At 43.4% G+C, this 14,652-nt stretch carries 11 protein-coding genes; 6 read left to right on the top strand and 5 right to left on the bottom strand.

What is annotated here, in order from left to right:
• The first annotated feature begins 18 nt into the window (after window positions 1-18).
• From tuf to HWQ38_RS20255, 3 genes are all read left to right on the top strand, one after another.
• Window positions 19-1,248 carry an elongation factor Tu gene (gene tuf / locus HWQ38_RS20245; RefSeq protein WP_292796952.1) on the top strand — a complete coding sequence of 410 codons (1,230 nt, stop codon included), beginning with the start codon at window positions 19-21 and terminating at the stop codon, window positions 1,246-1,248.
• Between the two features lie 202 nt (window positions 1,249-1,450).
• Complete coding sequence (gene rpsJ, locus HWQ38_RS20250; protein ID WP_008232935.1) at window positions 1,451-1,768, top strand: 30S ribosomal protein S10; 318 nt, start codon at window positions 1,451-1,453, stop codon at window positions 1,766-1,768.
• Window positions 1,769-1,965: 197 nt separating this feature from the next.
• Window positions 1,966-2,613, top strand: coding sequence for an LON peptidase substrate-binding domain-containing protein (locus HWQ38_RS20255; protein ID WP_292796955.1), 648 nt, complete (start codon window positions 1,966-1,968; stop codon window positions 2,611-2,613).
• Between the two features lie 296 nt (window positions 2,614-2,909).
• On the opposite strand, the gene pheA is transcribed toward HWQ38_RS20255, so the two are convergent.
• Complete coding sequence (gene pheA / locus HWQ38_RS20260) at window positions 2,910-3,785, bottom strand: prephenate dehydratase (RefSeq protein WP_292796957.1); 876 nt, start codon at window positions 3,783-3,785, stop codon at window positions 2,910-2,912.
• Window positions 3,786-4,378: 593 nt separating this feature from the next.
• On the opposite strand from pheA, the gene HWQ38_RS20265 reads away from it, so the two are divergent.
• On the top strand, window positions 4,379-4,966 hold the full coding sequence (locus tag HWQ38_RS20265) for a DUF1997 domain-containing protein (protein ID WP_292796960.1): 588 nt from the start codon (window positions 4,379-4,381) through the stop codon (window positions 4,964-4,966).
• 8 nt (window positions 4,967-4,974) lie between these two features.
• On the opposite strand, the gene HWQ38_RS20270 is transcribed toward HWQ38_RS20265, so the two are convergent.
• From HWQ38_RS20270 to HWQ38_RS20285, 4 genes are all read right to left on the bottom strand, one after another.
• Window positions 4,975-5,631, bottom strand: coding sequence for a ribonuclease HII (locus HWQ38_RS20270; RefSeq protein ID WP_292796962.1), 657 nt, complete (start codon window positions 5,629-5,631; stop codon window positions 4,975-4,977).
• 8 nt (window positions 5,632-5,639) lie between these two features.
• A complete protein-coding gene (locus HWQ38_RS20275) occupies window positions 5,640-7,811 on the bottom strand; it encodes an Rne/Rng family ribonuclease (RefSeq protein ID WP_292796965.1) in 2,172 nt (723 codons plus the stop codon).
• An 831-nt stretch (window positions 7,812-8,642) separates the two neighbouring features.
• Window positions 8,643-11,372, bottom strand: a complete 2,730-nt coding sequence (locus HWQ38_RS20280; RefSeq protein ID WP_292796967.1) for a TIGR03960 family B12-binding radical SAM protein — start codon at window positions 11,370-11,372, stop codon at window positions 8,643-8,645.
• A 148-nt stretch (window positions 11,373-11,520) separates the two neighbouring features.
• Entirely contained in the window at window positions 11,521-11,850 is a 330-nt protein-coding gene (locus HWQ38_RS20285; protein WP_292796970.1) for an STAS domain-containing protein, read from the bottom strand.
• A 469-nt stretch (window positions 11,851-12,319) separates the two neighbouring features.
• On the opposite strand from HWQ38_RS20285, the gene HWQ38_RS20290 reads away from it, so the two are divergent.
• Both HWQ38_RS20290 and HWQ38_RS20295 read left to right on the top strand, forming a co-directional pair.
• On the top strand, window positions 12,320-12,523 hold the full coding sequence (locus tag HWQ38_RS20290) for a hypothetical protein (protein ID WP_292796973.1): 204 nt from the start codon (window positions 12,320-12,322) through the stop codon (window positions 12,521-12,523).
• Between the two features lie 773 nt (window positions 12,524-13,296).
• Window positions 13,297-14,472 (top strand): pyridoxal phosphate-dependent aminotransferase, encoded by a 1,176-nt coding sequence (locus HWQ38_RS20295; RefSeq protein WP_292796976.1) that lies wholly within the window; start codon window positions 13,297-13,299, stop codon window positions 14,470-14,472.
• Window positions 14,473-14,652: the final 180 nt, after the last annotated feature.

Raw genomic sequence — 14,652 nt, forward strand, 5'->3', positions numbered from 1 at the left:
ATAAGGAAATGAGGATTAATGGCACGCGCAAAGTTTGAAAGGAATAAACCCCACATCAATATCGGTACGATTGGCCACGTTGACCACGGTAAAACTACGTTAACAGCAGCTATCACTATGACCTTGGCAGCTATGGGTCAGGCGATCGCTAAGGGCTACGACCAAATCGATAACGCGCCAGAAGAAAAGGCACGGGGCATTACGATCAATACGTCTCACGTTGAGTATGAAACCGCAAATCGGCACTATGCTCACGTAGACTGTCCAGGACACGCTGACTATGTGAAGAACATGATCACCGGTGCGGCTCAGATGGATGGTGGCATCTTAGTAGTAGCTGCTACCGATGGACCGATGCCCCAAACCCGCGAACACATCCTCTTGGCAAAACAGGTGGGTGTTCCCAGTCTGGTTGTCTTCTTGAATAAGGAAGACTTGATGGATGACCCAGAACTCTTGGAACTAGTAGAACTAGAACTGAGAGAATTACTTTCCAGTTATGATTTCCCTGGTGATGATATCCCGATTATCAAAGGATCTGGTTTGCAAGCTCTGGAAGTAATGGTTAAGAATCCCAAGACCCAACGGGGTGATAATCCTTGGGTAGACAAAATCTACGAATTGATGGACGCTGTAGATTCTTTCATCCCCACCCCTGAGCGGGATGTTGATAAGCCCTTCCTGATGGCTGTAGAAGACGTATTCTCAATTACAGGTCGTGGTACTGTCGCCACCGGTCGGATTGAGCGGGGTATTGTCAAAGTTGGCGATAACGTTGAACTAGTGGGTATCAGAGATACTCGCGCCACTACCGTAACTGGTATTGAAATGTTCAAGAAGAGTCTTGACCAAGGTATGGCGGGGGACAACGCTGGCGTACTCCTGCGGGGTATCCAGAAGGCTGATATTGAACGCGGTATGGTAATCGCCAAACCAGGTTCAATTAAACCTCATATTCAATTTGAAGGTGAAGTTTACGTTTTAACAGAAAAAGAAGGTGGTCGTAAGACTCCATTTTTCTCCGGCTATCGCCCCCAGTTCTACGTGCGGACAACTGATGTAACTGGTACTATTAGAGCCTTTACCTCCGATGATGGTAGTGAAGCCGAAATGGTAATGCCAGGCGATCGCATCAAGATGACAGTAGAATTGATCAACGCGATCGCTATTGAACAAGGAATGCGCTTCGCTATCCGCGAAGGTGGTCGCACCATCGGTGCTGGTGTCGTATCCAAAATTTTGAAGTAGCACCTTTTTACTCACAAAGAAGGAGCAGAGATGGTATTTATTCTACCTCTCTGCTCCTTTCTCTTCCTTTTTAATTAAAGGGAATAGGGAATAGGAAGAAGCCAAGCAATTTTGTCTCTCTTAACCCCCACTCCCATTGGGCTACGCTCACGGCAAGCCCACTCCCTAGTAACCTAATTACGCAGAACCTGGAAAATTAAAGATGGCAACTTTACAGCAGCAGAAAATTAGAATTCGTTTACAGGCTTTTGACCGCCGCCTATTAGATACATCTTGCGAGAAGATTGTAGACACCGCTAACCGCACCAACGCTACAGCCATAGGCCCAATTCCTTTACCAACAAAACGTCGAATCTATTGTGTGCTGCGATCGCCTCACGTAGATAAAGATTCACGGGAACACTTTGAAACCCGTACTCATCGCCGGATTATTGACATTTACCAACCTTCTTCTAAAACTATTGATGCCCTAATGAAATTGGATCTACCATCGGGTGTAGATATCGAAGTCAAACTTTAATTGGTTATTAGTCATTAGTCATTGGTCATTAGCAAAGAACAAATGAATAATGACATTAGTATGAATATTTACATAGCCCTGAAGAAATATATCTCAGGGCTTTTATTTAGCTAGAAAACAAATGATACAATGTAGAGAAAGTACGGGAAAAGCAGAGAAGAATTATTTTTTAAGATTAAGTTTATACCAAGGTAACAATGACATCATCTTCTAAAATTGCAGTTCGTGAACTACCTCTGTTCCCGTTACCCGAAGTAGTTCTGTTTCCTACTAGGCCATTACCCCTGCACATCTTTGAATTTCGCTACCGAATCATGATGAACACGATTTTGGAGAGCGATCGCAGGTTCGGTGTTTTAATGTTCGATCCTGTGAAAGGCACAATTGCAAATACTGGTTGTTGTGCGGAAATCGTTCATCACCAGCGTCTGCCAGATGATCGGATCAAGATGTTGACTTTAGGGCAGCAAAGATTTCGTGTATTAGAGTATGTTCGTGAAAAACCATACCGCGTTGGCTTGGTGGAGTGGATTGAAGACCAAGCGCCAACTAAAGATTTGCGACCTTTGTCTTCTGAGGTAGAACAACTACTACGAGATGTTGTGCGTCTGTCAGCCAAATTAACCGAACAAAATATCGAGTTGCCAGAAGATTTGCCTGACCTACCAACAGAGTTATCTTATTGGGTAGCCAGTAATCTTTATGGTGTCGCCGCAGAGCAGCAGTTATTGCTAGAAATGCAAGATACTTCAACTCGTCTAGAGCGGGAAGCAGAAATTTTAACTTCCACTCGGAATCACTTGGCAGCTCGCGCTGTTCTGAAAGATACATTTAATCAAAAGTAAGGAGTTGGGAATTGGGAGTTAGAAGTTAGGAGTGAGGAGTGAGGAGTTAAGAAAAAATAACAAAAATAAAAAATTGAGAACTTATAATTTATATTCCCTAACTGATAACTCCTAAATCTTGACTGATAATTCTTAACTCTTAACCCTTCTCTACGAGACGCTCCGCGTAGCTTGCTTCCACGAAGTGGTACGGCAAGTTCAGGGCATCGCGCTGCGCGTAGCTTGCTTCCACGAAGTGGTACGGCAGGTGTTACAGGTAGCTCTGCCGAACTGCTCAGAGCATCGCTCTCAACTTCTTAAGTAACAGCGTTGATCGGCAAAACATTGTAAGCTCCAAGAATTTTTAAAATCTCTGTGTGGGTAGCTAATTCTGCTAAAGCAGATTGTATTTGTGTTTCCTTGGCATCTGCTTCTAAATCCATGAAAAACAAGTATTCGCCTAGCGATCGCTTCGTCGGACGAGATTCAATCCGGCTGAGGTTAATCCCTAACTGAGCAAATATTTGCAAAGGTTTGACTAACGCTCCGGGTGTATTAGCAGGCATACTAAAAGCCAGGGATGTGTGACTGGTAGGCACTTTTGATGTCTGGTATTCAGCGTCCACTTCACCCTGACTTACTACCCAAAAACGAGTAAAGTTTTCTGGATTGTCGTTGATGTTACTGGCAAGTATCGGCAATTTGTAGAGTTGAGCTGCTCTACTAGAAGCGATCGCTGCTGTTGTTGTCTCTTGCTCTAATCGCTGTAGTGCTTCGGTTGTGGAATTGCTGGGAATAATCTGTACAGTCGGGAGAAACCGCTCTAACCATCCCTGGCATTGTGCCAAAGCTTGGGGATGAGAGTAAACAGTTTCAATTTTATCTAAATTAGACGCGCAGGAAATTAACATGTGGGCAATGGGTAATACCAAAGCCAACTGAATTCGCAAACTGTCGAACTGCCACAGGGTATCCAGTGTTATGCTAACACTGCCTTCAATAGAATTTTCCACTGGCACCACAGCCAACTGGGCTTCACCATCAGAAACGGCGTGTAGTGATTGATAAATGGTAGGATAAGGGGATAATATAGCTTCAATTCCCGTACTTTTGTTCAACCAGTTGACATAAAAAATAGCTGCTTGTTCAGTGTAAGTGCCGGGAGGCCCTAAATGTGCGATCGATATAGTCATGCCTTTAACCTTGAGTTGCGAGTTTAATCGGTAAACAGAGGGATGATATTTTTGTCTTGGCAAATATATCCAATATCTACTCTTACTAGAGACTGTTATCTCTAAAATTTAGGCACTAAAGAATAGACCAAAATATTTATCCAGGAAAACAAGTTATGGAAATCAGTCTTCTAACAGATAGATTTGTTGGCAGTTTTTTTGCTAAATTCCTCTGAAGATTTCAGAACAATTATATTGCTCTCTCACTAAAATAATGATGCATATTATTGGTTTTCTGTCAATATTTAAATCCTAATCTATATTTCTTGAACTAAAGATAGTAATCAGCCTACCAACTTTTTGCTAATGATGTAAGTAGGTGGGTAGGAAAATTTATCAGTATGTCGTTGCGAGTGAAACGGAGTGTAGAGAAGCAATCACAAAAACTTTGACGGGTTTACATTTTGTTATATAGTTAGGTTAATTCGTGCTTACCTACTTCTAGCTGATAAGCAACAATCATTTTATAGTCAAGAAATTTTGTACTTTTCTAATAATCAGGACTAATTTGTTAAAAAATATTAAAATTAAGAGACAGATATTTTTATCCGTTCATGGCTACTAGGTTTACTGCTTCTGAATCGGTTGAAATCGCTGTTCCAGATCAGCCTATTCCCATTCAGCACTACTTGCGTCAGCCTCAACGTTTGGTTAAGGCTTTGGTTGACAACAGCCGGATTGAGCAGCTTTCGGAAGAGGTATTTCGCTTGAAAATGCGTCCGCTAGCTTTTATGTCACTAAGTATTCAACCGACTGTGGATATGAGAGTTTGGGCAGAATCAAATGGAATAATTTATTTGCGATCGCTAGGCTGTGAAATTCTGGGTTTCGAGTATATTAACCAGCGCTTTACTCTCAATTTAAAAGGGTATTTGTCTCCTAAAGACTTTAGTACTGGCACTCGCCTGCAAGGAATAGCTGATTTAGAAGTGCAGGTGGATTTTCCACCGCCATTTTCCTTTACTCCTAAGCCAATTTTAGAAGCCACTGGCAATGCTTTGCTCAAAAGCGTGCTGTTGTCGGTTAAGCAACGGTTATTAAATCAACTTTTGGCGGATTATCGCTACTGGGTGATATCACAAACCAAAGATAGAGGACTTGACAGTGAGAGTACTGAATTGCCAATCCTGAATGCTGAGTAATTATTTAATTACTCAACATTCAGACGTTTGATTTGGCAAGGACGAAAAGATTGACGATGTAGGGGCGAAATCCCGTATTCTTGCAAAGCCCGCAAATGTCGCTGGCTACCATAACCCTTGTTACACTCCAAGTTGTACATCGGGTATTTTAATGCTAAACGTAGTATCAATTCGTCACGCCAGACCTTGGCAACAATACTAGCAGAGGCAATAGCGAGCGATCGCTCATCCCCTTTGACTATTGTTTGTTGCGGCAGTCGCAAGTCTTTGATTGACTGATTGCCATCAATCAGACAGAGTGCGGGTTGTACCTTTAATTTCAGCACAGCCCGCTTCATTGCTAATAGTGTCGCTTGCAAAATATTTATCTTGTCAATTTCGGCAGTAGAAGCAAACCCAATTTTCCAGTCTATAGCCAGCGCCGAAATTTGCTGCGCTAGCTGAGTTCTACGAGAACTAGACAACTTTTTACTGTCTTTAATTTTAGCTGCCATCAGTATTGGCAAAGCATAATCTGGTAGGATCACTGCTGCCGCCACCACAGGGCCAAATAGAGCGCCTCGCCCTACTTCATCCACACCTGCAACCAATCCTGGAATCCCTGACAAGGTAGAAAACTCCAGCCAAGTGGATTGTTTTAAGGGTGCTGGCAACTTTTCTACCATAAAGCAAATTAATTATCCTCGATCGCAGAGGAACGACGGCGACGGCGACGGCTGGCAGTGGCGCTGCTATTGGCTTCACTTTCACTTTCATCTGCAACAGCCTCCGTCGGGAAGGCTGTTGCAGACAAGCGTCCCGAAGGATTCGTTGCTTGGGTTGTCTCTTCTATCAAAGATTTCTGTTCTGGTTCAATAACTTTTGGTGTCGGTATTTTGATTACGGTTATTTCAGGTGTTGCTTTTTGGGCAATAGTGGTTATTTCCGGTGTTGTTTTTGGGGCAACAGTGGTTATTTCCGGTATTGTTTTTGGGGCAATAGTTGATTCTGGGGTTGATTCAGTTGCGATCGTTGGCTGTTGCCCGGGCTGAATCACGTTAATAATCACAGACTTGGTATTTTTAACCTCTTGCTCCAACTTCACCAAGGGAGAGATTCCCATCAAGGCAAACATATCCTGTTCTTGGACGCTCATTTCTACAGTCCTAATTTCCGGTGGTTCTACCACTGGTTTTATTGGCTCTGTCTTGATAACTTTAATCCGCTCTACTCTTTCAGTCCAACCTGGTTTACCAAGGGTGGGTGAGGGAATCTCTGGTGCAACTCCGATTTCTGGTTCCACATCAAGGTCTAAGTCTGGCTCGTTGACAAATGCCAGGGGATTAGGAACAAGCCGAGCTTCATCTTTCCCATTTAACCCATTGATGCCAATTTTACTGCGGCGAGTCCGGGTACGACGCTTATTATCATTAAGTTCTTGATAACTCGGATGATTGATCAGATTTAGGTTACTCGATTCCGAGTCGCCGTCAAATGCTTCCCCAAATCCATCATAGGTTTCTCGTGGTTCCGGGATGCGGGCAGATGGCTGACGTGGTTCTCGGTGAGGCAAGGATACTAAACGCTCACGCTCTGCTGTCTCTGTTAGTATTGGCAATCGGTTTTCGATTTCTCCAGGCAGACGCACGGTATGCCCTAAACCGCCACAGGTGGGACAAGTTTCACCAAACAATTCGTAAATGTTTTGACCCTGACGCTTGCGGGTCAGTTCTACTAAACCCAGTTCGGTCAGCTGGGCAATCTGGGGACGAGCTTTGTCTGCTTTGAGTGCTTTATTAAAGTGTTCGAGAACTTGCAGTTGATCACGTCGCAATTCCATATCAATGAAATCAATCACGATCACCCCAGCAATATTCCGCAGACGCAACTGGCGAGCAATTTCTGTTGCAGATTCGCAGTTTGTCCACAAAACTGTTTCTCTAGCTGTTGCCGATCGCGTGAAGGAACCTGAGTTAACATCAATTACGGTTAATGCCTCCGTCGGCTCAATGATGATGTAGCCTCCAGAAGGTAAGTCTACTCTCGGTTTCAGGGCTTCTCGAATCGCGGCTGTAATCCGGAAGTATTCTAAAATTGGGGAGCGATCGCGATGATGGTCTATCAACAATCCCTGCGGTGTTTGACCTCCACTCCAGTTCTGCAAGTACTGTTTGACGCGCTTCAAACCAGTACTGGAATCCACGACAATCCGATTTACATCCGCGCCGTACATATCCCGCAATACGCGTTGAATAAAGTCATCATCCCGGTTGAGCAGTGCTGGAGCGCGGGTGGACTGCGCTTCTATCTGGATGGACTCCCATTGCTTTTGCAGCAACTCCAAATCTTCCATAATCGCTTCTTCGGGTTTGCCTTCGGCTTCTGTACGCACAAGCAAACCCATTCCCGCCGGTTTGACCAAAATCGCCAGCGCCCGCAAGCGGTTGCGCTCACTTTCACTTTTAATCCGTCGGGATAAATTTACGCCCCTACCATAGGGCATTAGTACTACGTAGCGTCCGGGTAAGGTGATATTACCCGTGAGCCTGGGACCTTTTGTCCCCGTTGGCTCTTTCATTACTTGCACCAAAACTTTCTGCTGTGGTACTAGTAGTTCTGTAATTGCGGCTGCGGTACGCTTTAACTTCAATGGCCCCAAATCGGTGACGTGAATAAAACCATTCCGCTCTGGGTCGCCAATATTGACAAAAGCCGCATCTATCCCAGGCAATACGTTTTCTACTACTCCTAAGTAGATATCACCTATTTGATGATGACCGGTAGCAACAACGAGTTCCTGTATTTGATCTTCAGAAAAAACCGCAGCAATTTGGTGCTGCTCCGCGATGATAATTTGTTTTGGCATTCAATTTCCTCAAAAACTGGCGGCACCAATAGGTATGGAGGTTTGTTATACCTTTGTTGTCCCTACAACCCTCTAAAGGTGCTACTGCTAATAAAAATCGTAAACCTGATCTTCTAAGTTAAATAGCTATTGGCGCTCTTAAGAGCCTTCACACGGCTGCATATTGTTCTCAGCAATTGTAAATCAACCGTCCGTGGTTGATTCGTAATGCAATACCCTCAATCAAGAGAGTTCTGAGTTGAAAGTTCTAAATCCTGAGTCAGCTTTTAACTCAGGATGCTTGATTTGAGAGTAACCTACTGAAGTCGTTAAGAAAAAGAAACTATTTCTATTTTCCATTCCCCGGATTTATCCTTAGGGTTATACTCAGCAACGCCAGCTGCTACCTGCTTTAAAGCTGCCCTAGCCTATGGCAAGTTGCCCTTTGCGCGTCTATTGAACGTCTACAATTCGGCATAACCGACGGCCGTTGCTTCAACTCTAGAAAAGTAATGCACTAGCTCTTGGGAACTACTGTAGATTAGACATTCAGCAGTTGTTTAAAAAGCATGAATTTAGAGAAGCTAACCGAGCCTGCTGTTACTTACTGATTCACAAGGTAGCTATAGAAAGAGTGTTCTTTAATCTCCCTTTTGTTTGTCTGGGATAAAATCCTAGAAATTGCACTCTAATATGTATGCTTTTGCCCCCTGAATACCAGGGTAGTGAACCAGCTAATTCAATGCAGCGCCAGAAAATTTCTCTTCAGACTATTCTAACGCAACCTTGCTAAAAATCAATTCCGACGATTTGCAATGTTAGGACAACTACGAGCAAGTTGGCCTACAGGGATTATACCCCTAAAATTAGCCGATTGCGGTGGATGTGCAGGAGTTGAAATTCTACATTAGCCACTGTCTGTAGCATAAACAGGATTTGTTCGGCACGCAACACTAAACCGTCCTGGCGATAGCTACCTAAATAACGGATCACAGATGACATAGATTCTGCTGTGCTATTGGGGGTTTCGACTAATTCCAGTTCAAATAAGCGATCGCGCAGATTTATTAACTGGCTTTTGCCTGACTTAGTTGTTTGCTCGTACCAAAGTTCCTCTTTCGCTTTGATTGTATCAATCCAGTCTTGCCATTGTATAGGTGTTGTTTCTGCAAGCGCTGCGACAGTAATTAAATACTCGGCGGCTTCCAGCAGTTGAGTAGCGGCACTAGCTTTTAAATCTATCTGCTCCACATTATATATAGGTATGTCTGTGGGCATTTCACGAGCCAACTGTTCTCGGAAAGTATCAATTTCCATTGGCACAGTCAACTCAAAATCTACTATTTCACCACTACTAGTAGCCCCTAAAGCCAAAGCAGTTGCTACAGAAATTCGTGGCATAGGATGAAACCCACCAGTGAAAGCGATTGGCAAGCTTGCTCGTCGCACAACTCGGTCAAATAGACGGATTAAATCTAGGTGGCTGATCAAAGCCATATTACCCTGTTTCCCAAACCAAACTCGCAGTCTTTGTGCCTTAGTTTTGTTGGGGACAAACTCGCCAGCGAATTTTGGGATAGCGGGTGATTCAATCACGACGTTATGGCCAAAGTCAGTGCCACAGATGCCACAATGAGAACAACCTTCAAAAGAGCAGTCGGGTACAATTGCAGCTTCTAAGGCGCGTTGCAAGTCTTCTTGGAGCCACTTTTTCTCAATCCCGGTATCAATATGATCCCAAGGGAGGGGAATATTGAGGGAGTGGGCTTGCCGTGAGCGTAGCCGAATGGGAGTCGGGAGAGACGCGATTAATCGCGTCTGTACAGAAGTGGGGAGTTGGGTATTTTCGGTATCTGCCGATCTTTTCTGCTCTTGTAGATGAAACAAATTCCATTCGCCGTTTTCTACTTGGCGGTATTTCCAATCTAGACCGACTTGAGCGATCGCAGACGCCCAAGCACTAAAAGCCTGATCTAAATTTTCATACCAGGAATCCATTCCTGCACCCAATTCCCAGGCACGCCGGACTACTTTACCCAAACTGCGATCGCCTCGTCCCACAAAATCTTCCATTGCCGAAATGCGGACATCGGTAAAATTTACCTTCAATCCCTTCATCCGGCGGAATTCTTGCCGCAACAGGTTTTGTTTACGCTTAAATTCGGTGGTAGAAACTGAGTGCCACTGGAATGGTGTATGGGGCTTGGGCGTAAAGTTAGAAATCGTCAGGTTAAAGTTTAGGGGTTTTCTACCTTTGCCCCGACATTCTCGCTGTAACCAGCTGACTGTTTCCGCAATGCCCAAAACGTCAACATCCGTCTCACCCGGCAAGCCAATCATAAAATACAACTTTATTTTATCCCAGCCTTGCTCCCAAGCCGTTTTCACCCCCCGCAACAATTCTTCATTGGTCAAACCCTTATTTACGATGTCTCGCATCCGCTGAGTTCCAGCCTCTGGAGCAAAAGTCAATCCCCCTTGGCGCGTACCTCCAAGGATGTTGGCAATATTCTCATCAAATCTGTCTACCCGTTGGCTTGGTAGAGTCAGAGAAATGTTTTCATTTTTTAGCCGATTTTTGATTTCCATCCCCACTGCTGGTAGGGACAAATAATCAGAACAACTCAGAGATAGGAGGGAAAACTCATTGTAACCAGTTGCCTGCATCCCCTCTTCAATTGCTTCTACAACCTGATCGGGTTCTACATCCCGTGCTGGTCGAGTCAGCATTCCTGGTTGACAGAAGCGACAGCCACGAGTACAACCCCGCCGAATCTCAATGGTCAAGCGGTCATGCACCGTTTCTACATAGGGAACTAACCCAATCGAATATGCTGGTATGGGAGTTGCAACCCGCCGCAAAATTCGTTTTGGCACGTCTAGGTGACGCGGATGAACTGAGCCATCCTCTGCCATGTCGTAAAATTGGGGGACATATACGCCTGGTATCTGTGCCAAATCCAGTAATAAATGTTCCCGACTAAATCCTGCTTGTTTGCCTTCTGACAATACCAAACCAATTTCTGGCAGTAGTTCTTCACCATCTCCAAGGGCGAAAAAGTCGAAGAAGTCGGCGTAAGGCTCAGGATTCGATGTTGCTGTTTGCCCACCAGCAAAAATCAACGGAAACTGGGATTGGAGATTAGTAAATTCTCTCTCTGCTTTCCCTGCTTTTTGCCTCTCTCGCCACGTCAAGGGAATTCCAGCCAAATCCAACATTTCCAGGATATTAGTTGCACCCAGTTCGTAACTGAGGCTAAAGCCTAAAATGTCGAATTCTGTGAGCGATCGCTTTGACTCTACCGCAAACAACGGCGTATTAGTTTCGCGTAGTTTGGCTGCTAGGTCTTTTCCTGGGAGGTAGGCGCGATCGCACAATTGACGCGGTTGGGCATTCAAAATGTTGTATAGGATAATGTGTCCTAAATTGGATGCACCGACTTCATAGACTTCTGGGTAGGTTAAAACCCAGCGTATTTCTGTCGTATCCCAACCTTTATGTACCGCTAAACGCTCATTACCCAGGTAACGCCCTGGTTTTAAAATATCCGATGTGATTAATTTTTCAACTGCAACAGCCACTGTGCTATCTTCTAGCTACCTTAATTACAGCTACTCAAACCCAACATTAGCATTGAATTAGGTCTTTTAACATAGTTTATCGTTGCAACTTACAACTCCTTTACACTAAGTCCACTTTTCACCCGAACCTTTGTGCTTTTACATAAAGTTATGTTGCAGCCAACTCAACTTCAGCATCCAATATTTCAAACACTCTGTCGAGTTGCGTTAGTTCAAAAATAATTCTAATTGACGGATTAACAGCGCAAAGTCGGAAACCCCGTCCTAAACTCAGAGCTAACTTGTGTGTAGATAACAATGCCATCAACCCCGCACTGTCTAACAATTCTACTGCTACTAAGTCTACTACCAAGATAGAAATACCATTTTGTACCAACGCTGTAGTCATATCTCGTTCAAATTCCAAGGCGTTTGCAGCATTCAAACACCCTTGGGGGCGAATAACTGTAATCTTGGGATAGTTAAGCACTGCCTGCATAGTTACATCCTATTGAGAATTGTTGAAGCGTCAAGCTAAGAGTTATTTGAACATAAACTCTATTTTGTTGCATCGACCGTATGTCTTAGCTCTCTTTGCTGAATCTTTATTGCTTTCCTCTCTCTGTTTAAAGATTGTCATAATTCCAGCTTGAAATGTGTTTATGTATACTTTTTTTTTATCTCAGTTCAAAAACAATCAACATAGACAGCCATAGAACAGACAAATTATCAGTAACTATCCTGATAAAACTTGCTTAGTCTAGAACTAAAGCTAATTTAAGCAAGCCTTAACGGTAAGTTAAATCTCCCACTTTAGCGTTGCTGATGGCATCCGAGAGAGTCATCGCGCATTATCTATTTAACTAATTAAGATGTGATCTGGATCACTAGGAGTTAGTATTTAGATCACTCTTTATACTTAGGCTGATCTGGGATAATTAATATCATATACAGTTAGGTTATTACTTATGAAAACTCAGTACGCTATTCGTAAATTGGTAGAAAAAGCTCTTGACATTAAAAAACTAACTCCTGAGATAGAAAATCAAATCAACTCAGAGCTGACGGAACTGGGTTACATTTCTGATGTTGATTACGAAGCCCTAGAATTATTAATGGCAGAGATGGATGCTGGTCGAATCCAGTTGGTTCCTAGCCTGGGATATTTCTAATTGCTTGGCATAGAGACTTCTTGGCTATCAAAATTTCAAGTAGGTAAAAAAGTTTTATTGACATCCTCCCACGGGTTGAATACTGTTGCCCTAATACATAGATTTATCGAGAAAAAAATCGTTAATTCTGGTTATACAAGTCGGCTTTGACTGTAGAATCAGATTACGGTTGATTAGTGCGGGATGTCAAAGCTTAGTTAGTGTGAAAACAAAACTTACACTTAACACCAACTAATCTTCAAAAAACATAATACCTAAAGTCCTTGATCTGAATTGATCATCTCTAACTGGGAATATCGCGTCAAGCTGACTATGGGTTTGGTCGTAGGATGCCTGATATAGGCAGAACATAAACCGCAATTCGTTCCCTTTGTGTAGATTTTGTTGTATTGCTAGATTTGCAGAGATTTTAGAAGCGGTAAAGCCGATGGAATTCAAAGAATGACTTCTGAGGTTTTCTCTTTTTGCAACTCGACTTACTTGGAGGGATTTCTCCACCCACGCAGAGGTCGATGTCTCCAGAGACGATTAACATTCCCATGTGCCTCACTTTACGGAGTCTGATCTCAAGTAATCTCAAGTATATTTATAGCAGCAGACTCTCAAATCGCAAAAAGATTTCAGAGTCTTGCTGGTGGGCTTTCTGCTTTAATACTTGTAAAGGCAGGGGATAACATTGTTTGTATTTTTCTGTCAGGTTGATTATTTAAATACCTAACTTGGCGTAAACTGTGCTAATGAGTTTCTACATTGTGCATTTGTATTAAATCGCCATGCAGTTCGCTAAACGCCTAGAAAAAATTCCTCCTTATCTGTTTGCTGAAATTGTCCACAAGGGGAATGAACTTGTTGCCAAGGGAGTTGATATCATCAATATGGCGATTGGCGATCCAGATAAACCTACTCCCAGTCATATCCTCCAGGTAATGCATGAGGCGATTGATGACGCTGCTAACCACAATTATCCACCTTACCAAGGGACGAAAGAATTCCGGGAAACTGCGGGGAAGTGGATGGAACGTCGGTTTGGGGTTACGGGGTTGAATCCGAATACAGAGGTTGTTTCTTCAATTGGTTCCAAGGAAGCAATTCATAATACTTTCTTAGCGTTTGTAGAAGCAGGAGACTATACACTAATACCAGATCCTGGTTATCCCGTGTACCGGACTTCGACAATCTTCGCTGGTGGTGAGTCTTTTACTATGCCTCTGAAGTCAGAAAACGGTTTTTTGCCTGATTTGAGTGCGATACCTAAAGAAGTCGCCCAAAAAGCAAAGCTGTTATGGATTAATTATCCCAATAATCCGACTGGGGCATTGGCAACACTAGAGTTTTTTGAGGAATTGGTAGCTTTCTGCAAGCAGTATGATATTTTGTTGTGTCATGACAACGCCTATGCAGAAATGGCATACGATGGCTATAAACCGCCTAGTGTGCTGCAAATTCCAGGTGCGAAAGATGTAGCGATCGAATTTCATAGTTTGTCTAAGTCGTACAATATGACAGGCTGGCGGGTTGGTTTTGTTGTTGGTAATGCTGTCGGTATTAAAGGTTTGACACAGGTAAAAACTAACGTTGATTCTGGGGTGTTTAAGGCAATTCAAGCATCTGCGATCGCAGCTTATTCTACTACTACTGAAGCAGAACTCCAAGCCATCATGTCGGTTTACCAAAATCGCCGCGATATTATCGTGAATGGATTGCAATCTCTAGGTTGGCCGATTCAGCCTCCGAAAGCTACCCTTTACGTCTGGACACCTGTTCCGCCAGGATATTCATCAGCAGAATTTGTGACGTTGCTACTTGACAAATGTGGTATTATTGTGCCTCCAGGTAGTGGTTACGGTGCATTTGGAGAAGGCTTTTTCCGAATTGCTTTAACCATCCCTGATGAACGATTGCAAGAAGGAATTCAACGCATGAAAGATGCCGGTATACGCTACGGTTGATAAGGGAAATGGGGGGACAAGGGGACAAGAAGAAGCGGAAGGTTGTTTCTGTGATTGGGTTTTGAATTCTACGCCACTTGTGAGTCATTTACAATAAATATATTATAAAATTTTAGTATCCGCTGAATAAATAGGGGATAGGAAGAAAAATAAGAGGATACAAAGGGTCACACCGGATTG

The organism is Nostoc sp. NMS7 (assembly GCF_017115085.1).
In the GTDB taxonomy this organism is placed as follows: domain Bacteria; phylum Cyanobacteriota; class Cyanobacteriia; order Cyanobacteriales; family Nostocaceae; genus Nostoc.